The organism is Agrobacterium salinitolerans, from assembly GCF_002008225.1.
In the GTDB taxonomy this organism is placed as follows: domain Bacteria; phylum Pseudomonadota; class Alphaproteobacteria; order Rhizobiales; family Rhizobiaceae; genus Agrobacterium; species Agrobacterium salinitolerans.
In genome coordinates this window covers 238,111-259,577 of the sequence record NZ_MRDH01000005.1, presented here as the reverse complement: position 1 = coordinate 259,577, position 21,467 = coordinate 238,111, and the positions used below count along the sequence as shown (strand labels likewise).

The following is a 21,467-nucleotide window of genomic DNA, read 5'->3' as shown; positions in this document are numbered from 1 at the left end:
TGCGAGGGACGGTTGAAACATGGGTCACTTCTCAATGGAAATATCGGGCTGCGCCGGGTCAGCTCTCAGTGGAAATCAACAGGTCACGCCCGACAAGTTGCCGCGCGCGGCTTAAGACATCCGGGTGTTTTCTCGCGGCTGTATTGCACGCATTGGGTCCGCTGGTTGTCTTGGCATCTCCAATGAATCTAACCCGCTTACCCCCATCAAGCCGTGGAAGGGGTATGGCAGGGCCACCTCCTGGTCGCCACATAGCAAGGCTCAAGGTTTACAAACCATGATGTTCCTTCGTCATGTTTTTTCGGCAGAAGACTGTCTGAGTATATGCGCTGCCCTCTGGACAACGGGTCGGTCGATCATCTTTCCCTCGAGCTGAGTAACATTATCTCCAGCCATTTCTGCGGCGGCCATAATGGTCCTCGCCCAGGTGATGTCATCCGCGCTCGGTCGCAAAAGAATGTTTGCAGCAGCGACCTGTTTTGGATGGATGCACAGCTTTCCTCCGAATCCGAAATCAACTGCTCGTCTGAGATCTGCGAGCAGATCGATATCGGTGTCTAAAGAGACGGTGACGCCGTCGATGGGCGACGGCAAGCCTGCGCAACGTGACGCCATCGCAATCTGGAACCGCGCGTGATCCAACGCTGGACTTGCCACCGGGAGCCGCGCATCCGTACTGAAATCAATATTGCCGAACGCTATGCGAGACACGCCCTTCATCCTCGCAATTTCGTTCACCTGCTGCAGACCTTGCGCCGTCTCGATCAGAGCAATCACGGGACGGTCTACAAGGTAGTGGAGAACCTGCTTTAGAGATACCAAATCCGCTTTTGGCAACATGACCTCGGCCGACGAAACAGTCGCGACCGCAGAAAGATCAGCGTCAAACCAGAAACTATCGGCACCGTTGACGCGGACAACGCTCGCATGCCCGCCTCTCAACCATTGGCTCATGGCGATCCGAGCGTCATCTTTTTCGCTTGGAGCCACCGCGTCTTCCAGGTCGATAATGATCCGATCCGCTCCTGAAGCCTCTGCCTTCTCGAACCGATCAGGTCGATTGCCAGGAACGAAAAGATACGTCCTGGCCACGCCTGTCTGACACGAATTTTCAGACGCACTTTCAGTCATTCGAACTCAGCCTCCGCCGTCATCGCAAGATTGTCCTCAGGTCCCTTCGCCCAAAACGCCAAGACATCCTTGTCTGCCGTTTCGGCGCCTTCCAGATGAAAAGGAGCGCTCACAAACAGAGGAGACACGGCCCGGAAATCGAACCGCACAAGACGCCGTTCCGGCCTGACGGTTTGTGCCAGTTCCTGAAGCAGGGTTGAAATCAACGGTCCGTGCACGACGAGGTCCGGATACCCTTCCACCTCCTGCGCATATGGGGTGTCGTAGTGAATTCTATGACCGTTGGATGTCAAAGCGGAATATCTGAAGAGCAGGACTGGATCTGGCTCTATACGCCGTGACCATAGCGCAGCCTGTGCTGCACGTTGAACTGCGGGCGGCAAAGCACCCAACTGTGGCGGCTCGCGATAAACGAGATCCTGTTCTTCCTCTATGCAGAGGGTTTCTCCGTACATCACCCGATGACGGACCGAAACGAAAACAAGCCGTCCCAACTTTCCAGTCTTGGGTGTCACGCTGATGATCTCACTTATTCGTTCGGCCTTGCCTCCAATTGGCAAGGGCGCACGGTACCTCAATCGTCCGCCTGCCCACATGCGCCGCGGGAGCCCAACATCAGGCAGAAATCCACCTCTTTTCGGGTGGCCATCGTGTCCCACATCGCTTCGGCGAACGAAAGGATTGAAGAAAATCCAGTGCCACGCGGCAGGGAGGGGGGCACCAGCGCCGGGCGCCGATGGAAGATCGAGTGTGCTGGCAAGTGCTGCAACGCGGTCTGGATCAATCAGGGCGAAACGTCTTTCAGTACGACCGACGGACCCCACCGCCGCCTCATCCATGCTGACTGCCGGATCTGCTGACATCTAAATTCCCCTTCTTTCAAAAAATGATATGCCGATCAATCAGTCCGTCGATTTCGCGTTGGGACATCCTGAGAAGCTCGCCATAGACGAAGCTTTCATGCTCACCGAGTTTCGGGGTCCCCCTCTCTATTGTTGCAGGATCGCTTACGGAAAACCGGGCGGGGAAACCGACGGCAGCCCGTCGTTCTCCTTCATTCCCGTCGACATCAACGATTGCTCCACGCTCGCGCAGGTGATGATCGTGCACAAGATCGCGTGTGTTGAAGGACACATGGGCGGGGACGCCGAGGCGTTGAAGGGCGAAAGCAGAAGCGTCTGCGTCCTGCAAGACAGTCCATTCCTTGAGCGCGATGTCCAGGTCCCTCCGGTTTGCATGACGAGCCTCAGGACTGGAAAAGCGTGGATCTGCCAGAAGGTGTGCGAGCCCGGCATGTTCCGCCAGCGCACGCCATTGGCATTCGCTGGCGACGGCAATACTGAGCCACCGGTCTGGCTGGTCTGTTGGATAAAGCCCATGCGGAGACATCCGGTAGTCGTCGTTGCCCAACCTTTCGACGTGACCTCCTGCAGAGACCGACATAAGGGTGTCCCCGACAAGCGACGATGCGACCTCCCGAGCAGCAACGTCGACATGAGACCCTTGGCCCGTTCGCCGCCTTTGATGAAGTGCCGCGACCGTTGCGAGCGCAGCATTCAATCCCACCGAATGGTCCATGACGTGACGCATTTCCATCGGCGGACCGTCACTGTAGCCGGAGAGGTATCCAAGACCGCCCCATGCACCAAAAAGCGGCGCGTAGCCTGCAAAGTGTGAATCTGGCCCCGTCTGTCCGGATGAAGACACAGAGACCATCACAATATCGCACTTCACTTCTTTCAGAGCAGCATAACCGAGCCCCAGCCTAGTCATCACACCCGCCCGAAAGCTTTCCGCTGCCACGTCCGAAACTGCGACCAGCCTTTTTGCCAGAGCAACCCCTTCCGGATGTTTCATGTTCAGTCTTACAGAGAGTTTGTTCGACGCCACCTGGTCGAAGCTTGCTGGCCCGTTTCGTCCATAAACCGCATGCGGCTTGCGGAAAATATCTGGCCGCAAGGCGCTCTCGATCTTGATGCATCGAGCGCCAAGTTGCGAAAGCATGTGAGTACAAAAGGGTCCGGCAGCATGTACCGTGAAATCAGCAATTGTTACGCCTTCGAGAGGTTTCATGCCTGCTCCTTCCAGAACATCTTTTCACTTGGAGCGGCGGCATTTTCGCTTGTGGAAGCCACGTTCGCTTCTGGCATCGCGGGCCAGGATATTACCGGAAGCGGATCTGGCCCAAATCGGAATGGTGCCGACTGAATTCGGCACACGCCACCATCGGCGCGCTCAATCGACGAGAACAAACCTCGCGCCTCTTCGTGCTGCCCTGAAAGGATCTGTTCCGGCGTATTATATCGGGCCATAGGGACGCCAAGGCGCTGTGCGGCGGCAACAATCTCATCGACTGGATATCGCGCAGCCCATTTTCGAATTTCCTGATTGATGAGATCTCCCCGTTGACTGCGAATGACGGCGTCTTCGAGGGCAGCGTCCTGAGCCCATTCGGGATATCCCATCAGTTCGACCAGCCCGTGCCACTGCCGCTGCTCGAGCGTGAGCAGTTCGACATATCCGTCCCGGCACTCGATTACCCCGCCGTAACGGAAAGAACGCGTCAGACGGTGCTCGAGGGACCCGTCTCCGTAACGCTGGACAGTAAACGCGCCGACAGCCAAATTGGCATCTTGAATGGAGACATCGACATACTGCCCCTTCCCACTCCAAACCGCGGCAAGAGCGCTCAGTGCACCAGCAATACCGCCCTGCATCGCGGCAAAATGTCCCGCAATCTTCAAAGGTGGCCGGTCGGGAAAGAGTGAGGCGGAAAGACCATTCGGCAAAAGAAATCCTTCTCCTGACGAATGGATGAGATTGAGTTCGCTCCCGGCCCAATTAGATTTCGACCCGTAGGATCCGAACGGCAGGACCGAGAGATGAACGAGGTTCGGCAGAGTTACAGCGACGACTTCAGGATCGACGCCCATTCGCCTTTTGTCGGCCATGGCAATATCCTCGATCAGAATGTCCGAGGTCTCGAGCATGACACTCAGTTCCCGCCTCCCGCACTCCGTATCGAGATCGATCATGACAGAGCGCTTGCCGGCGCAAAGGTATGCAAAGACGGCACTCTCTTCGCTTTTGGGCCCGAGGAACGGGGGCTCGCGCCTTAACGGCGAGCCCTCCTGTGGTTCGATCAGGATAACCTCAGCCCCCATCGCCGCCAAAAGACGTCCAGCGTAGGCTGCGGCGACACTGGTTGAGTGTTCGACGCATCGAATACCCGAAAGCGGAAGCGACGTATCCATCTTTGCCTCCAGACCTTACCGGACGACCGGAAGCTCGAGATCGAGATTTCCCCCATCAAAGTGAACGGGAATGTTAGGGTCCCGGCTCGGCAGGATAACCGTTGCCAGACCAGGCGTGGTTATCTCTCCGCGCTGGTTCTCGCCCCATATCTCGATATCAACAAGGGCGTGGCGATCCTTGATGTATTTGCGCGTCACCTTGCCCTTGCACCAGGTAGAGTCTCCCATCGTATTGAACCGGCGCATCTCAGTACGGACCCGCTTAAGGAAGGCGGCATCGCCCATCCAGTTCGTGACAAGAGAACACATCCAGGATGAACGCTGCGGACCGTAGTCGTATACGCCTGGAACCCCGACCTCTTTCGCCGTCGATTCACGATGGTGGCCAATACCGGTATATTCGATACCGCCACCTGCCTCAGGATTTCGGAAGAAATGGCCTGGATGCTTCATCGCTGCCTTGAAGACGACGCCATGGGTATGGCCACGACCGCAACCCACAAGAAAACCCATCGTGTCCATCAGAGACAGCGGTCCGCGGACAATGGGGTCAAGTTGCTCGCCTTCGGTGACATCTTCCCAATAGCGGACATTAGCGCCACGAATGCGGGCTTCTTCACGAAGGATCGCCTCATCAATTTGTTCGAACTCCTCGCCCGAGTATTCGTGGGTCACGATGTCCTTGTATTTTCCCGCATCCCGCGCTGCCTTTCGCTCATGGCGAGTACATGTCCCGAGCGCCCGTGCGACAAGTTCGCCACGCTGGTTGCTGTAACTTGCTTCGACATATTGCAAGACAAGACGCCCGGAAAACTTGCTCTCTTTCTCCTCAACGCCAACGACACGCTCGATGGCGCTGATCCGATCCCCCGGGCGGATATGGCGAAACAGTTCCCAGTCATTTCCTGCATAAAAGCCGTGGACGCCCGGTAAGCCCCAGCGCGTGCGACCAACCCATCCAAACGCCATCGGAAACATGGGGTGAGCGACCTGGCCGCCGTAACGGGAGTTACGACCATATTCCTGCTCACGATAGAGCGGGTTCAGATCGCCGATACCGTTGCACCAGTTTCGCAGCGTGTCAGGTGTCGCATCCTGCAGATATGGACCTTCCGGCCGCAACTGGAGGCCAATCATCCCACGGGCGGCTGCAACAGCCTCATCGGTGATGCGACCCTCCGCTGGAGCACCTCCCACATCCTGCTTCGACTTGTCGATAACCTCAACGTTCATATCTTCCTCCAAAGAAGTCACTGCACCTGCCCTCAACTCACGAGGCGCGCTAAGAAAGATAATGCATTTTATATTATTTAGGTCAACGGAAAAACGGTTTAAAAATTCACTTAAGTTGTTGTTTTGTATATGATTTAAGCGCGCAAACGCCTCCGCTCTCCCGGAAAGTTTCCGGAAGCAACGAAGGCGCTAAATTGCGTTTTATGCTTAGATCGCGACAGCTACTGAAGTAGAAACGTCCGCGAAGCGGCGCACGCCAGCCAACGCATAGTCATGTTCTTCATCTGTCGCACCAGCGCAGCAGTCTTCGAGCACAACACACTCGAAATCCCTGTCATGCCCCTCTCGGGCCGCGGCCTGCACGACGCCATTGGTCGACACACCCGTTAAAAGAAGGCGTTTCACGCCCATGGCACTGAGCAATGGAGGCAACCTGGTGCCATAGAACGGGCTGACGCGATGTTTGACGATGTCAATATCGCCGTCCTGCGGCTGGAACTCGTCATAGACCTCGGTGCCCCAGGATCCAAGTTTAAAGAAGCCATTGTCACGCGCCTTGGAGAAGACCGGAGAATTCGGCGGGCATTCACGATAGTCCGGAGAAAAGCCAACCCTGACATAACCGACAGGCAACCCGGACGTACGTGCGCGCCGGATTATCGATTTCGTGTTTTCGTAGACGTTCCTCTCACGGCACTTCACGCCATAAGTCTTCGCACCCATTCCATCTGGATGGATGAGGTCATTGATCATATCCATGACGAGCAGAACTGTATCAGCGGCCATTGCAGTACTCCTGAACTGACATTCCATGTTTAAGGCTAGTCAAGGGCGAGAGTTCGCAATAGGTCCGGTCGAACAGACGCCCTACGTGGAATAACTGGCCTTGAATTCGTCCCACCCAGCCCTGATGTGTGACCGAAGTGCCGTCAGCATGGCCGCCTCGTCTCGTACGATGATCGCGCTGAGCATTTCTCGATGTTCGGCCGAGGCCCGATCGATACGGTTTTCCAGCTTGTTGATGAGGTCGAAAGGATAGCGTGCCCAGAGTGTTCGGACAAATTGCAAGGTCTGAGGCAGTTCCGATGCCATGTAGATCGCTTCGTGAAAACGATAGTTGATTACGCGCACGGCTTCGCGGTCGCCTCTGCTTGCGGCCTCCTCGATCTGACCCTGCAAATTGCGTAAATCTTCCATGGTTTGTGGCGTCAACCGTTTCATGGCTGCCAGAGCAAGCTTCGATTCCAACGTGACGCGCAGGTCCACGATCTCTTCGGTCGCATCCATATCGAAGGGCGCGACAATCGCCCCGCGATGAGAATCCCCAAGCACGAAACCTTCCGCCTCTAGAAGCTTGATTGCCTCGCGCACCGGCGTGATGCTCGTTCCAATCAGTTGCGCCAGCTCCGCCTGTTTGAGCTTGGAACCCCGAGCAAAACGGCCTGAGATGATGCCTTCTCTCAGGAAATCGGCGACGAATTCTTCTTTCGTACGAAATTTCACGCGCATGCCTTTCATGACCGAGTGTCCCTTTGGAACTATCCCGGAGATGGTGCACAATGCAATATCTCATCATCGCGCTATCCCCTCATTTAACGGAGGTCGGTCGAGCCGAAAGACGGTTGCGGCTGGTTGATCGGTAGACGCGCGATAGATTTCGGCAATCCGTGGATCATGCGCTGGAACGACATGATCATCGCTGTCGGCGAGTTCCCGAATACGTTCATGTCCGGCAATCATGTCCGATAGATTGAACGCCACGGAAAAAGGAATGCCGCGCTCGTATTCCTCATAATAGTGCAAAGCATCGGATGCGAGAACAACGAAGCCACGGTCGGTACGGACCCGAACGATTTCCTGTCCAGCGCAATGGCCGCCAACCCAGTGTACCGACACCCCGTCAGCAATTTGTTGATCGCGTCCGTGTAGAGTCAATCGGTCTGAGTGAAGCAGGTGGACAAGGCGCGAAATCTCGTCAGCCTCATAGGCACGACGAAACCATGGCCTCTGCATCCACGGTCCTGTGACGTAGTCCATTTCCTCGGCCTGCATATGGAAATGGGCATTTTTAAACGCATCGAGGTGACCGAGATGGTCGTAATGTGCGTGCGTCAGGATGACCGTCCCGACTAAAGAAGGATCAATGCCGAGCGAGCGCCAGACGTCGACGGGGCTATGAGTTATGTCATGTCCGTGTCTGGCGGCCTTTTCTAGGTCCATGCCTGTGTCAACAACGATCACGATTTCCGATGAGCGAAGGATCCAGCAATAAAAATCCATCGGCATTTGGTCGGCCGGATGCTTCTCGAGGATGAAATTGTCCCCGCGCGTACGGCGCTGGTTTGTGCCGTAGCGTATCGCATGAATTTCCCACGATCGCCCGTTAGCGGTTACAGCTTCAATGTCAGGCATATGCTTTGTCATGTTCACCCTCTGAGACCGATGTCGCGCCAAGATATGTGTCGATGGCCTGCTGGCGCGCCGCACTGTCTTGAAGCTCTTCGGCACGTCGGTAGCCGACCAAACGCCCGCTGCGGAGAAAGTGCAGATCGTCACATAGACGCATTGTCATTCTAAGGTTCTGTTCGACGAGAACGATTGCCAGATCTCCGTCACCACGGATCGCGCCAAGCCTCTCAAAGACACGTCTCACAAGGAGTGGCGCCAGACCTAGGGAGGGTTCATCCAGCAACAGCAGTCTCGGCCCAGACATCAATCCCCTGCCGATTGCCAGCATCTGCTGCTCGCCGCCACTCAAGCGCCAGGCACCGCCACTGAGTTTGCCCGCTATTTCGGGGAAGAGCTCAAGGATGGCGTCCATCCGCCGTCGCCTCTCCGAGGCGGCTATCTGATATCCGCCCAAAATCAGGTTTTCACGTACACTGAGATCTCCGACGATTTCGCGTCGCTCCGGCACGTAGACAATCCCGCGTCGAACCCGCTCCCGTGTCGTCAGCTTGTCGATGTGTTCCCCTTCATAGACGATGCTGCCGCGAAAGGGAACCAGTCCTGCAATCGCCTTCATGATCGACGATTTGCCTGCGCCGTTCGCCCCAAGAAGTGCAGTAACCTTGGCGGGCTGAACGTCAAAACTGACGTTCTCTACGGCCTGAGCGCCTGCTCCATAGAAAACGGAGAGGTTATTGACAGATAGCAGGCTAGTCATCGTCGCTCCCGAGATAAACTGAGACAACTCTTTCATTGGTGCGCACGGCATCGGGGGCCCCGCATGTGACGACCTCGCCGAAGTTGATCACGTAGATCCTGTCGCAAAGCGACATGACGAGATCCATGTCATGCTCCACAACGACCATGACCAGATCGGGAGATGCGATGCTCTTCAAAGTTCGTGTGAGATCCCGTGTCTCCGCATTGTTGAGCCCGGCGGCAGGTTCGTCGAGAAGCAAGACCGATGGCTTGCCAACTATGGCCCGGGCAATTTCCACAAGACGCTGCATGCCTGGCGGCAGTTGCTGAGGAAAGAGGCCAGCGGCTTCGGCAAGCCCGAGGCTCGACAAGGTTTCCAATGCCGCCTGCTTCATCTCGGCGGTTTCTCGTCGGCCACCTGCGAGCGGTAGAAAGACGCTCGCCCACCCGGCGTGATAATTCCTCGCAAGTCCGATCATCACATTTTCGGTAACGGTCAGGTCGGGGCACAGGGCAACGGTCTGGAAGCTGCGAACGACGCCTCGCGAGGCTCTGGCTGCAGGAGACAAGCCATCAAGCGGCCGGCCGTCATATGTGATGGAACCACCCTGAGGCTGATAGGCACCGGTCAGGCAGTTGAAAAGGCTCGTCTTTCCGGCGCCATTCGGTCCAATCAAACCGGTAATTTCCCCCGACCTGAACTCGACATCCAACCCCTTCAGAACATTGATGCCACCAAAAGAGAGCGATATCGAGTTTCCCTTGAGCAACTTGCTATGTGCATCCATCACGTCCCCTCCCGGCTTCTTGCCACCCGTTGCGCGATCTTCGGTGAGAAATGCCCGAGAAGAACGACGCCAATAAGAGCAACACCGTAAAAGACAGGGATCCAGGCCCCCGAACCTGCCAGAACCTGCGGCACAAGCGTGAGGAAGGCGCCGCCAATCAAAGCCCGGGTCAAGGTGAGCCCATAGAAGCTGACCACGGATCCGACGAGCAGGAAGATAGACGACCAGAATGTGTAGCCCGTTGGCGAGACGGCAGAGCTCGCGAAGGCGAGCATCGCACCCGAGATCGCGGCAATACCGCCACTGATCCCCAGGACACTCACCCTGGCCCAAGCTGGCCGTGTCCCGAAGGCTTCTGCCGCGGCGGGATGTGTCCTTGCAAGTAACAGAGCACGTCCCTGTCTGGACCGTCGTAGCTGCACCAACGCATAGACGATGCAGGCAAGCGCAATCAGCGTAACATAATAGCGTTGCGGTTCGACCGGCAGGCCTGGAAGAAACGGCTTCGAGACGTAGAGCCCTTCGAAACCACCCGTCCAGCGGTCAGCACTTATGATGATCTCGGGCAAGGCAAGCGCCAGGGCCATGGTGGAAACCGCAAGGTATATCCCCGAAAGTCGACGCGATGGCCAGGCGAAGAGGACACCAAAGAGCGTGCCGGCAACGATGGCGACGGGAAGAGAAACGGCAAGCGGCATCCCCAAATGCGCTTCCAAAATCGCAACGGAGTAGGCACCGAGGGCAGCAAAGAAGCTGTGACCGATGGAAACCTCTCCACCATAGCGAACCAAGACGCTGACCGCCAGCACGCCGATGCTGTTGGCAAAGCAAAGGCCAAGGGCATATCGCCATGAACCGGAAATTATCAGCGGCAGAACCAGCAAAACGAAAAGGATCAGTGCATCGAGCTGTACTTCTGTCACCATCGCCCGAAATGCCGTTGAATGTCCACGCTGCGCGTGGAGTGTCGCGGTAGTGTCAGACACGGCTGCCTCCTGCTCTGGCAAAAAGTCCATTTGGAAAGAGGTTCAGGGCACCCAGAATGACCACAAGGAGAAACGTGTTGGTGAACTCGGGCGACACGTAGAATGTGAAAAGGTTCATGAGGATGCCGATCAATACCCCGCCAGCAAGCGCTCCAGGCAAGCTCCCGAAGCCCCCCAGGACCGCAGCTGCGAATGCCTGCAGCATGAACGTTGCCACCGTGGTCGAACTCAGAAACGTTGTCGGTACGATCAAAAGCGCGCCGATGACACCGAGCACCGCAGAAACGATCCACGCAAAGAGGTGAATTGAGCGCAGGTTGAGACCGCAAATCTCCGCAGCAACGGGATTTGCCGATATCGCGCGAAAAGCAACACCCAGCTTGGTGTAGTCAATTACGAGAAAGAGGGTGACAATCGTAACGACTGCAACGGCCAGGACGGTAAGGTCGTATCCGGTGATGCGAAGACCGAGGATCGCGGCACTGAACCGTGGAAGCGGCAGCTCGAGCGGCACAATATCCGCGCCGAACATGAGAAGCGTCACGCCTTGCGCGATAAGGCCAATCCCAAGCGTGGTAATCGTCGCAGTGAGGTCGGACGCCCCCATGATCGGTGCAATGATTGCGTAACTAAGGAATGCAATGGCGACAACGATCAGGACAGCGAGCAGCACGGCACTCCCCCAGGAAAGGCTCAAGAGAGTGCCGCTGGAGAATCCGTAGATCAGGAAGGCAGCAAGCCCCGCGATGTTGCCGTGGGAGAAATTTACCACCCGTGAGCTTTTGAAGATCATCACAAGACCCAACGCACCGAGTGCGTAAAGACAGCCGGTGACGATGCCCGACCACACCAGTGGAAAAAGATCGAGAATAAAGCTGTAGACGCCGTTCATGCCGGCACCTCGGACATGCTTCCATCTTCGACAAGCCGGATCACGCCTGGAAAATATTGGCCGCCAAGCCCTTTCTCGATGGCCATTTCATAATAGCGTCGCACGGTCTCCGCCGCCTTGAGCGGCACGCCCGTCTCGGCGGCGAGCTGGAAAACGTAATCGATGTCCTTCAAGACATATTCAGGCGGGAAAGAACGTTCAGGGAATTGCCGCGGCAACATTGCCTTTCGGCCATGATTGCGCAGCACGAAGCTGTCGCCGGACCCCTTCGAGACAGCGTCGAGAAGGGTTTCAGCGTTCACGCCCGCACGTTCGCCCAGCACGATCATCTCTGCAAGTGTCACGACATGTTCAAAGACAAGCATGTTGTTGACGAGCTTGAGCACCTGCCCGGCACCGACCTCTCCACCATGGGTAATATCGGTTGCCATATATTCGAGGATGGGCTTGACCTTGCCGAACACGTCTTTTGTTGCACCAACCATGATGCTGAGCTCGCCGCGCTGGGCTGCCTCGCGCGTTCGCGCCACAGGCGCGTCAACGAAGTTCAACCCCAACTGGCTGAGCTCATCCGCGATTTGTCTGGCAAGCGCGACGGGCGTGGTCGAAAGATCGACGATCGTGGCACCGAATCGCCCATGTCTTCCAACCTCGTCAGCCACGGCCTTTACCTGTGGCCCGCCCGGCAGCGATAGAAGTATAAAATCTGAGTGAGCACTGACCGCAGCGATCGACGCTGCTCGTTCAGCATTCGTGCCATCCAATATGGAGAATGCCTCGTCGTTCATATCGAACGCGATGACGCGGCCGGGATGCTTGAGTGCTACGTTGCGACACATAGCGCCACCCATGACGCCCAGCCCGACGAAACCTATCGTGAAATTATCTGTCATGGTTCAATCCATCAGCATGCCGCCATTCACATCGAGCACCGTTCCGGTGATCCAGTTCGATGCTGGCGAACAAAGGAAGAGTATGGCTTGGGCGATATCTTCGGGCTGGCCGTATCGTCCAAGCGGCACATTGCCATTGGCAGAAGGTGCGGCACGCTGGGTGACCGTGTTCCACATTGGTGTCTCGACCGGCCCAGGTGCGATGACGCTCGCATAGACACCTTTTGAAGCTCCAGCTTTTGCCACCCATTTCATCAGTCCGTGGACAGCGGATTTGGCGGCAACATAGGCAGGGCCCGATGCCACGCCCCCTATCTTTGCCGCGATAGACCCAAGTGCAACGATCTTACCTCCGCCAGCGCTGGCCATTATGGGATAGATTTCACGAACAGGATTGACGACGCCCATAAGATTGACGTCAAGCATTGCGCGCCATTCGTCATCGGTCGATTCCGTCAGAGGGCGATGGGTGATTGTGCCGGCACAAAGGATCAGAATGTCGAGTTGACCGTAACGCGCCATAATATCGGCGATCACAGACTTCGTTTGCGAAGCCGAAGTCACATCGTACTTCGCATATTCGATAGCAGAATTGTCAAATTCTGCGTGCTCGGCAATGTCGGTTGCAACTACGGTAGCACCCGCCTGTGCGAGCGCGTAGGCGGTGGCCTTGCCAATCCCGCCGGTTGCGCCCGTTATGAGGGCGACACGCCCATCAAGACGAGCAGGGGCACTAATTGGTATATTCATCAAACGCTCCAATGTTTCTTACAGGTTTCTCCCGCCCGACCAGGCGGGAGATGCTTTGAGACACGGAGCTTATTGAGCGGGAGCGTCGAAGACGGCCGTTGGATAGGGACGAAACTCGCGCACGAGTTCGAATTTCCCGTCCTTCGCCTGGATGATGCCTTCCTGGCGTGTACCGCGATGATCTCCAGCCTTGAACGATACGCCTTGCGCTCCGCCCACAGAAGCGTTGTCAAGTGTTTCGAGAGCCGCGATGAGGTTTTCGCCGGTCAATAGTTTTCCGCTGTCGAGCAAAGCTTCGAAGCCCTTTGCAAACAGGGCAGCGTTGCTCCAGCCATTCAGGCCGAAAACGCCGACAGGATCGTTCGGGTAATATTTCGCCACGGATTCGCGATAAGCCTTCACCTCTGCTTCATCGCTGCTGACAGGCAGCAACCACGAGGAGAAATATGTTCCATTCAAGAGGTCTCCAGCCAACTTCACCGTTGATGGATCGGCAGTGAAGAAGGGAGCAAACCATTTCACATCGAGTGCCTGCAGGTCCGCCGCCTTGAGTGCCGCAGCAAGATTGGCGTTGGAGCCGAACAGGATGACCGCCTCAGCACCGGAATTGGCGACACGCCTGATATGAGGGCTGAAACTCGTTGTCTTCACATCGAACGGAACCGATTCCGCGGGTTCAAGCCCGAGTTCTTTCATATAGAGGTCGAAGCCGCGTTTAGCAGATTTGCCGAGCTCGTCGTTCTCCCAAAGGAGCGCAATTTTCTTAAGACCGAGATCCTTCACGGCGTAATCGAGGTTCGACGCCGCCGACCAACCATAGTCCGGCAAGAGTGGAAATACGTTCGGTTCTACAAAGAACGCGCTCGCACCGCCGATCGGTCCGATCATCGGCACCTTCTTTTCCTTCGCGTAAGGAATTGCAGCGACATTGGTCGCAGTCCCCACAGGCGCGGACAATGCAAAAGCACCATCCTCCTCAACGAGTTTGCGGCTGACCGCGACACTGCGTGCCGGATCGTAACCATCATCGTAGGTAATGTAGTTGACCGTCCAGCCCTTGACCCCGCCGTTCTCGTTGAGATGCTTGAAATATGCGTCTGCAGCGTGGGTCAATACGGAATAGAAGGGAACGGGCCCCGTCACCGGGGTAAATGCCCCAACGGTGACGATCTTCTTTTCGGGATCTATTCCCTTCTCCTGAGCTAACGCAGCTCCAGAGCTCGCCAGCGACACAGCAAGCGCGCCAGCGGTTAAAAGCAGTCGAGTGATACCTGGCAACATTTCGATCCTCCCCATCGAATTAAACCAACCATCTTTCCAACTGAAGCGTATGCGACGGCCGCAAACCGGTCAACATAAAATGCATTATGCACCGCAGCATTTGCTTGATGATCAAGACATATTGCATCGATGATAGCGATCACATCAATCGCTTAAAACTGATTTTATACAGATATTACATTGCATTAAGTGCGCAATAGGTCGACGCAACCGCAGCGGCGGATTCCACGACTTGCATACAATATAAAATGCATTATTATGCGAATTGCATCGGGAGGACATCATGAGTGGCATATTAGCAGGCAGAACCGTACTGGAGCTCGGCAGCATGATCGCAGCTCCTTTTGCAACGCATATACTTCAGCAGCTGGGGGCAAGCGTCATAAAGATTGAGCCGCCAGGGGGAGAAACAACGCGCAAACTCGTCCGAGGCGGACCGAGCGGGACTTACATTGCTTACAACAGAGGAAAAAAAAGCATCTGCCTGAACATGCAGACTGAAGAGGGTGCGCGCATTTTCCGTGAACTTGTCGCCACCGCCGACGTCGTTCTGCATAACCTGTCGCCAAGCGCAGCAAAAAAAATGCGCGTCACTTTCAAAGATTGTGAAGCAATAAAGCCCGGCATCGTATTTTGCCACATCAAAGGCTATGGTCAGGGGCCACAGTCGGAAGAAATCGCATCAAACCCCATCGCCGAAGCGGCAACCGGGGTGATGTTTGCCAACCGGCCTACAGGAAAGCCTGCTCGACTGGGCCCGTCCTATCACGACCAGTTTGCTGGCTGCTACGCGGTGATCGGCGTGCTTTCTGCCCTTCTCGATGCCAACGCATCACCAGAGCGCCGAAACATCGAGCTGGGTCTTTATGAGACCGGACTACACATTGCGGCAAGAGAGCTTGTCGGTATCCAGTTAAAGTCCCAGATTACCGGACGACCCGAACAGGAGCCCTCTCCGGAATTCAGCATGCCTGGCTACGGTGCGTATGAGACCTCCGATGGACGGTGGATCTATCTGGTCATGCTTAATGACGAACACTGGCGAAAATTCAGTTTTGCCGCAGGATTGGAGACCGACCCTGAACTTGCCACGCTGAGGCAACGACGAAAGCAAAGACCAATTGTTGAAGACATCGTGACGAAGGCTGTAGGCGCAAGAACCTATTCAGCACTGGCGGCAGCGCTGACGGTTGCCGGTGTCGGATTTACAGAGGTTCTTCCTGGCGACGCGGTGCTTGACGCAGAGCAGGCGAACAACCCTCCGAAATACACCTCTTTACCCTTTGCTTCCTTCACGTTTGACGCGCCAGATTTTCCTGTTTCGTCAGCTGTCGACAAAGTAGACCTTGAGGCCCCTCCCCCTCTTTTGGGAGAACAGACAGTGGCACTGCTTCGTCAGGCGGGTTACTTAGACGGCGATATCGATAGGTTAATCGAGAGCGGCGCCGTCGATAGCGCAAGTGGTGTGGAAGATTTGTGGAACACAGGAAATAACGTTACCACCGTCGCCGCTCTTTGAATTTTGCCTTCTGCCCGATGTTCGGTCTAAAGCGTCGTGACCGATATGCCGGCAGCAGCATCGGTGGGCAGCGGCACAGCCGTTTGCCCGCCGAACTTGTCAGGCGCCCTGTAGCCGTCCAACAACTTCGCTTGAAAATTTCCGCCGTATCTGCGCGGCCGTTGACAAATATCAGAACTGAGACCCGTCGGAAAACGGCGTGAGCTTCGAGACCTCCTCGAGATATTCCGATATTACATCGAGCTTTTCATCTGAAAATCGCTGGGTGACTTTCCTGTACCTGTCGCGCAGTTCAACCAACAACGCCAAAGGTTCACTGGCAGCGGTGCGGTCCAACTCGATCAAGACACTACGCCGGTCATCGCAATTGGGAATTCTTCGAGTAAAGCCCAGTCTTTCCAGCCTGTCGAACAGCGCCGTTCCAGAGCCGGACGTAAGTCCAAGCCTCGAAACGATATCCCTTGGACTCATTGGCGCAGGTGATGATGCAAGCAACGACAGGCATCGAAGGTCTGTGGGGTGCATATTGCCCTGGCGAGCAGCCCGCTCGAGCGCATCTTCCGCGTTCTTGAGCATCCTACCCAAGGCGACATCCAGCCGTTTCTGGCGCTTCTCCCGATTCATACGCTACTCATATCATTGAATGGAAACCAAATGTTATATGAATTGGTTTTAGAAACTGGTAACGCGACGAGCTCGTTGCCTTTCCAATTACGCTATTGAAGAGATCAGAACCGTCGACCCTCGAGTTAGTCCGCTAAGCCATTGAAAATCCAATCGCTTCAAGCAAGCGGAGGTGTGCTGTAGCGTTAGTTAAATTATGGAACTGGAACCCGCGGTTCGGCTGGCAGAAATGCCCCATTTCCGATTGCCTCTTTCCATTAGATGGCCAGCGGCTCGCAACAATTTCAGCCGTTCCACCGAAAAGTTTAACCGGAGTAAGTTGAGTAAAGCTGGCATGCAACGCTTAAAAGCGTGAAGTCCTCTGCATCTGAAATCTTCCGGCCGGTCAGCGTTTCAATTCTGGCAAGTCGCTGATACAGCGTATTGTTGTGTATCTTCAGACAGCTAGCTGCTCGAGCAGCAGATTTTCCCTCCTGCACATAGGTTCGTAGGGTTTCATATAAAAAATCGTGTTTCCGATCATGGAGAAGCGGAGCGAGAACCTCGTGAGCAAAGTCAATGATTTCATGCCGGTCGCGCCCACTCAGCAGAGCTTCGATTCCCATATTCTGATGCAACAATATTCCAGATTGTCCGCGCCGCGCGAGGCAATCCGCAGCTTTTTGAGCCTGAGCTTTGGCCGTCGAGTGGAATCCGGTCAGGTCGTAAATCTCGCTTGCCCCCACTTGAATATTAAGGAGCAACACTCTGTCCTTCATTGAGGCGAGATTTCTTGCAAGCGCAGCCGCAGTGGACGCGGAGAAGACCATGATAATCTGATCGTCCTGATGAAAAATAAGCACGTTCGACAGCTTGATCGCGTTCTGCAGATTTGTTTGAGACCTATGCAAAGACAGGCGAGCATCAGGTGAATCTGGAGCCAAGACTTTCGCAACCATAATCTGATGGAAGCGCTCCAGCCGGAACCCGAAATGTTCGAGGCGGCCGTGACTGTCGACACCTTTTAGGAGATCCTCAAAATATGATCTCCTGCTTGCGTTCAGGACATCAAGTCTCGACATGTCCCGGACAAAATCCAACGCCACGAAGGCAGATAGCGTGCCAAAAAGTGCCCTTTGAAAGGGCACGTCGCAAACGGGGCGGAAATGAAAGAAACCCACAGGTGCTTCAGCGACTTGAACGATCTGCTCGAGACTGCCGCGGGTGTCTGTCCAGCCGCTGGTTAGATAGTCAACACCGAGCACGTTCTCGAATCGAAACTCGACGCCAAACAAGCCCGCAACCAGATCCAGCCGCTCCACCAGACTTCCACTGGTGGAGAAAATACGCAAAAGCTTATCGTGCAACTCCACGGCACGGTCGAGCTCGGCATTCTTGCTTGCCAGGTCGCTCCGCATTTTTTCAAGTCGCTTCGATGTCGCGACAGCGTTTTTATAGGCGAGCGAACGCTGATATGCGACGGCAACCTGAGCAGCCAATGATTCCAGAACGGTACTGTCAAAAGGCGAGAAGGTACCACGAGGGGAAAAACATAATGTCGTCAATGTGCCAAGGCGCTTGCCTTCCGCGGCAACGGGCACGCAAAGCAATGCGTTAGCAATCCGCGATCGCTCCATGAAAGACTGGCTTTCGGGGCTCATCACGCGGTGGGCATCAATGATATTTTGCCTTCCATTATGAATGGCATGGACGCCGGTTACGAAGACTTCGCCCGAAACGGATTCGTTCGGCTGCAGGCGATAATGCGTATAGTCATCCGGCAGCCCTTGATGTGACACCGGAATAAGGTAACCGCTTTCTTCGTCAAACAACCGAAAGACGCCGGCGTCCGCGTGCGGTAGCACATTCATTACCTCAGCAAGGACGCTATGGACGATTTCCTGATCGTCCAGGGAGTTAATCACTGCGGCATTGACAGATGCCAGCATTTCCACGGTTTTGGTCTGCACGCCTATGACCGCCTCCTGAACGGCGGCAACAACGCGGCTAGTGACCTGTTCGCTGTCCGGGGCGGAAACCTCGAAAATCGTGCGTTTCGCTGTGAAATACGAGTGGTCCACCACCACGCGAAGCGTGTCGCCACTTCGCTCAACAGTGTGGGACAGCAGAGACGTTGTCTGCTCTGTTAACACATCGACATCTTTGAAACGCAGCACGCCCTCGTGCTGCATCCTGCTCAGTTCCGGACTGGACGACAGGACAATTTCCACGGCAACCTCATGGTGATATGCACATATTATTCTGTAGTATTATAGAGAAATAAACATCGATTTTCTCCGTGGCAATGCGACAAAGACAGAAAGTCAATAAAAGGGAACTTCTGTCATGTTTTCAAAAATACAGCGTCGACATGTCATCATAGGAATGCTGTTCCTGTGCTGGGTCGTGGGCTTCATCGACAAGACCGCCATCAATATCGCGATCATTCCGATCAGTGAGGAGTTCGGCCTCTCCGCAGATCATCAGGGTATGATCATCAGCGCCTTTTTCCTGGCCTATTCGATGACGCAGCTGATTGGCGGCTATCTGGTGGACCGCTTCGGGGCACGGCGCGTGCTCAGTTCCGCCGTTGCAGTCTGGTCGCTGGGAACGGCCGCGTCGGGTGCCGTCCACAATGCCGTGGGGCTTGCTGCGACACGCGCCATGACTGGCGCCGGTGAGGCCGTCTTTCCCGCGGGCGGCTCCGTGGCAATCACCGAACATTTTGAAAAGTCGCAAATGGCGCGCGCCAAGTCGGTGCTGCAGTCCGGCGCTTCGGTTGGTTTTGCCGTCGGCTCCATCGTCATTACCGCGCTGATTGCTGCCCATAGCTGGCAGGTGATGTTTTATGTGCTGGGCGGCGTCGGCATCTGCATGTCGATCGCGCTTTTCTTCGTCATGAAGCCAGCAAACGACCAGTCCGTCGCCCAGGCGAAGGTTGAAAAGGTTTCAGAAAAGAAACGCATTGGTGCGTTGTTGAAAAACTCGCTGACCTGGAAAATCACGCTCGTCTATTTCTTCACCAACATCGTCTTCTGGGGTCTGCAGTCCTGGCTGCCGTCCTACTGGGTGAAGGTCAAGGGCATGAGCATGGTGCAGATGGGCGCCTATTCGATGATCCCACCAGCACTCGGATTCATTTCCTTCCTGACCTGCGGCTGGTTGCTCGACCGCTTTTTCCACCAGAAGGAAAAGTACCTAATCTGCATCGGTTCGGCCGTGTCTGCGATCTTCATCTACCTGATGGCCAATGAGGAATCCATTCCGCTCGCCTTTGCCTATCTCTCGGTTTCAAACGTCTTCCTCAATGCGATCTCGATCAGCGTCTTCGTCAGCATCATGAAGCACTTCCCGCAGAACACCGTCGGAACAGCAACAGGCTTGATCAATTCGCTCGCCCAGCTTGGTTCGTTTGCATCCCCGATGCTGATCGGTGCCGTCCTCTCGGCCACCAATCAGAATTACGGGATCGCGTTCTCGGTGATTGTCGCGTGCGCAGTTCTGGTCTGCCTCATCGCCACCACCTTTCCCGCCGTGCACGGCAAAAAGCCTGTCGAACAGACCGCCTGAAGGAATAACATGACATACCTCGACATTATTGAACGGACCGTCGCGTCCCAATCCGACAATCTCAAATCCGTATCCGATGCGATCTGGTCTTTCGCTGAAATCCGATACGAAGAGACACGCTCTGCAGCCCTTCTGGCCGATGAACTTGAAAAGGCTGGCTTTGATGTCACGCGCAATGCCGGCAACATCGAAACCGCCTTCGTTGCTAGCTATGGCGAAGGCCAGCCGGTCGTTGCAATACTCGGCGAATTTGATGCGCTGACCGGTCTCAGCCAGAAGAGCGGTGTTACCAGCCACGACCCTATCGCTGCAGGTGGCAACGGCCATGGTTGCGGCCACAACCTGCTGGGCACCGGCGCACTTGCCGCCATTCTGGCGCTCAAGGCCTGCAAGGACGAACTGGGCCTGAAAGGCACGATCCGTTATTATGGCTGCCCGGCCGAAGAAGGTGGTGGTGGCAAGGCCTACATGGCCCGCGAAGGCCTGTTCTCGGACGTCGACGTAGCATTCACCTGGCATCCGTGGGATGAAAATCTCGCTTACAATGCCCGCATGCTGGCGACCAATCAGCTGTATTTCACCTTCCGTGGCACCAGTGCCCATGCCGGTTTCGAACCGCATCTCGGGCGCTCCGCGCTGGACGCAGTCGAACTGACCAATGTCGGCTGTAACTATCTGCGCGAACACATTCTTCAAGATGGCCGCATTCACTATGCCATCACCGACACCGGTGGACGCGCGCCAAATGTGGTGCAGTCGCAGGCACAGGTGCTTTACAAGGTGCGTGCACCGCGCATGGATCAGGTCCGTGACATCACCGAACGGGTAACGGATGTTGCACGCGGTGCAGCGCTGATGACAGGCACCCAGCTGGAAGTCACCTTTGACGCGGCGTCGGCTGATCTTGTGCCGAATGTCACGCTGGCGCGGATGATGCATCAGGAGTTCGAAAAATTAGGCGTTGCCAGCTTTTCGAACAGCGAAAAGGATTTTGCCGGAAGCATTCAGAAGACGTTTTCGAGTGAAGTTCAGGCCCGGATTGCCAAGCGCGCCAAAATCCTATCGGAGGACCTGAACGCCTTCGAAGAAGTACCGACCTTCCTGCATGGTTCGACCGATGTCGGCGACGTCAGCTGGCTTGTTCCGACCGGCCAGGTCTACGTGGCGACCGAAGCTTACGGCACCCCTCCACATACCTGGCAGATGGTGTCGCAGGGTACCTCGGGTTATGCCCATAAGGGCATGTTGCAGGCAGGCAAAGTGCTTGCTGCATCTGCCGTGCGTGCTCTGACCGACCCGGAACTTATTGCTGTAGCAAAACGCGAGCATCAGGAGCAACTGGCCGGAGAAAGCTACGTTCCCCTGATCCCGGCAGATGCTACCCCGCAGCGCCTTCGCTAACAGACCATCCGCATCACAT

20 protein-coding genes are annotated in these 21,467 nt (G+C 55.7%); 3 read left to right on the top strand and 17 right to left on the bottom strand.

The annotated features are described in order from the left end of the window. Positions 1-291: 291 nt before the first annotated feature. From BS627_RS03985 to BS627_RS03915, 15 genes are all read right to left on the bottom strand, one after another. A complete protein-coding gene (locus BS627_RS03985; RefSeq protein ID WP_077981982.1) occupies positions 292-1,131 on the bottom strand; it encodes an HpcH/HpaI aldolase/citrate lyase family protein in 840 nt (279 codons plus the stop codon). Continuing rightward, positions 1,128-1,994, bottom strand: coding sequence for an HTD2 family dehydratase (locus BS627_RS03980; protein WP_022557642.1), 867 nt, complete (start codon positions 1,992-1,994; stop codon positions 1,128-1,130). The genes BS627_RS03985 and BS627_RS03980 overlap by 4 nt, the downstream gene beginning before the upstream one ends. 16 nt (positions 1,995-2,010) lie before the next feature. Further along, on the bottom strand, positions 2,011-3,204 hold the full coding sequence (locus tag BS627_RS03975) for a CaiB/BaiF CoA transferase family protein (RefSeq protein WP_077981981.1): 1,194 nt from the start codon (positions 3,202-3,204) through the stop codon (positions 2,011-2,013). Further along, positions 3,201-4,385, bottom strand: a complete 1,185-nt coding sequence (locus BS627_RS03970; RefSeq protein WP_077981980.1) for a CaiB/BaiF CoA transferase family protein — start codon at positions 4,383-4,385, stop codon at positions 3,201-3,203. Before BS627_RS03970 ends, BS627_RS03975 begins: the two co-directional genes overlap by 4 nt. 15 nt (positions 4,386-4,400) lie before the next feature. Then, a complete protein-coding gene (locus BS627_RS03965) occupies positions 4,401-5,618 on the bottom strand; it encodes an FAS1-like dehydratase domain-containing protein (RefSeq protein WP_022557639.1) in 1,218 nt (405 codons plus the stop codon). A 207-nt stretch (positions 5,619-5,825) separates the two neighbouring features. Then, positions 5,826-6,404, bottom strand: a complete 579-nt coding sequence (locus BS627_RS03960; protein ID WP_077982012.1) for a cysteine hydrolase family protein — start codon at positions 6,402-6,404, stop codon at positions 5,826-5,828. A gap of 81 nt (positions 6,405-6,485) precedes the next feature. Then, positions 6,486-7,136 (bottom strand): GntR family transcriptional regulator, encoded by a 651-nt coding sequence (locus BS627_RS03955; protein ID WP_022557637.1) that lies wholly within the window; start codon positions 7,134-7,136, stop codon positions 6,486-6,488. Positions 7,137-7,190: 54 nt separating this feature from the next. Continuing rightward, the gene (locus tag BS627_RS03950; RefSeq protein ID WP_245306994.1) at positions 7,191-8,042 is read right to left on the bottom strand and encodes an N-acyl homoserine lactonase family protein; all 852 of its coding nucleotides are present in this window, start codon (positions 8,040-8,042) and stop codon (positions 7,191-7,193) included. Then, positions 8,023-8,784 carry an ABC transporter ATP-binding protein gene (locus BS627_RS03945; RefSeq protein ID WP_077981978.1) on the bottom strand — a complete coding sequence of 254 codons (762 nt, stop codon included), beginning with the start codon at positions 8,782-8,784 and terminating at the stop codon, positions 8,023-8,025. Before BS627_RS03945 ends, BS627_RS03950 begins: the two co-directional genes overlap by 20 nt. Further along, entirely contained in the window at positions 8,777-9,553 is a 777-nt protein-coding gene (locus tag BS627_RS03940) for an ABC transporter ATP-binding protein (RefSeq protein WP_077982011.1), read from the bottom strand. The genes BS627_RS03945 and BS627_RS03940 overlap by 8 nt, the downstream gene beginning before the upstream one ends. Beyond that, entirely contained in the window at positions 9,553-10,539 is a 987-nt protein-coding gene (locus BS627_RS03935) for a branched-chain amino acid ABC transporter permease (RefSeq protein ID WP_077981977.1), read from the bottom strand. Before BS627_RS03935 ends, BS627_RS03940 begins: the two co-directional genes overlap by 1 nt. After that, positions 10,532-11,431 carry a branched-chain amino acid ABC transporter permease gene (locus tag BS627_RS03930; protein ID WP_077981976.1) on the bottom strand — a complete coding sequence of 300 codons (900 nt, stop codon included), beginning with the start codon at positions 11,429-11,431 and terminating at the stop codon, positions 10,532-10,534. The genes BS627_RS03935 and BS627_RS03930 overlap by 8 nt, the downstream gene beginning before the upstream one ends. Further along, entirely contained in the window at positions 11,428-12,324 is an 897-nt protein-coding gene (locus BS627_RS03925) for an NAD(P)-dependent oxidoreductase (protein ID WP_077981975.1), read from the bottom strand. Before BS627_RS03925 ends, BS627_RS03930 begins: the two co-directional genes overlap by 4 nt. Before the next feature lie 3 nt (positions 12,325-12,327). After that, positions 12,328-13,074, bottom strand: a complete 747-nt coding sequence (locus BS627_RS03920; protein WP_022557630.1) for an SDR family NAD(P)-dependent oxidoreductase — start codon at positions 13,072-13,074, stop codon at positions 12,328-12,330. Positions 13,075-13,143: 69 nt separating this feature from the next. Then, entirely contained in the window at positions 13,144-14,355 is a 1,212-nt protein-coding gene (locus tag BS627_RS03915; RefSeq protein WP_077981973.1) for an ABC transporter substrate-binding protein, read from the bottom strand. Positions 14,356-14,638: 283 nt separating this feature from the next. Here BS627_RS03915 and BS627_RS03910 point away from each other — a divergent pair, with 283 nt between their 5' ends. Further along, the gene (locus tag BS627_RS03910; protein ID WP_077981972.1) at positions 14,639-15,874 is read left to right on the top strand and encodes a CaiB/BaiF CoA transferase family protein; all 1,236 of its coding nucleotides are present in this window, start codon (positions 14,639-14,641) and stop codon (positions 15,872-15,874) included. Between the two features lie 171 nt (positions 15,875-16,045). Here the strand turns inward: BS627_RS03910 and BS627_RS03905 are convergent, their stop codons facing one another. Together BS627_RS03905 and BS627_RS03900 are read right to left on the bottom strand one after the other, a co-directional pair. After that, positions 16,046-16,498 (bottom strand): MarR family winged helix-turn-helix transcriptional regulator, encoded by a 453-nt coding sequence (locus BS627_RS03905; RefSeq protein ID WP_077981971.1) that lies wholly within the window; start codon positions 16,496-16,498, stop codon positions 16,046-16,048. A gap of 305 nt (positions 16,499-16,803) precedes the next feature. Then, positions 16,804-18,708, bottom strand: coding sequence for a helix-turn-helix domain-containing protein (locus tag BS627_RS03900; RefSeq protein WP_131829402.1), 1,905 nt, complete (start codon positions 18,706-18,708; stop codon positions 16,804-16,806). A 115-nt stretch (positions 18,709-18,823) separates the two neighbouring features. Here BS627_RS03900 and BS627_RS03895 point away from each other — a divergent pair, with 115 nt between their 5' ends. Both BS627_RS03895 and BS627_RS03890 read left to right on the top strand, forming a co-directional pair. Further along, positions 18,824-20,047 carry an MFS transporter gene (locus tag BS627_RS03895; protein WP_077981969.1) on the top strand — a complete coding sequence of 408 codons (1,224 nt, stop codon included), beginning with the start codon at positions 18,824-18,826 and terminating at the stop codon, positions 20,045-20,047. Positions 20,048-20,056: 9 nt separating this feature from the next. After that, a complete protein-coding gene (locus BS627_RS03890) occupies positions 20,057-21,448 on the top strand; it encodes an amidohydrolase (RefSeq protein ID WP_077981968.1) in 1,392 nt (463 codons plus the stop codon). Positions 21,449-21,467 lie beyond the last annotated feature (19 nt).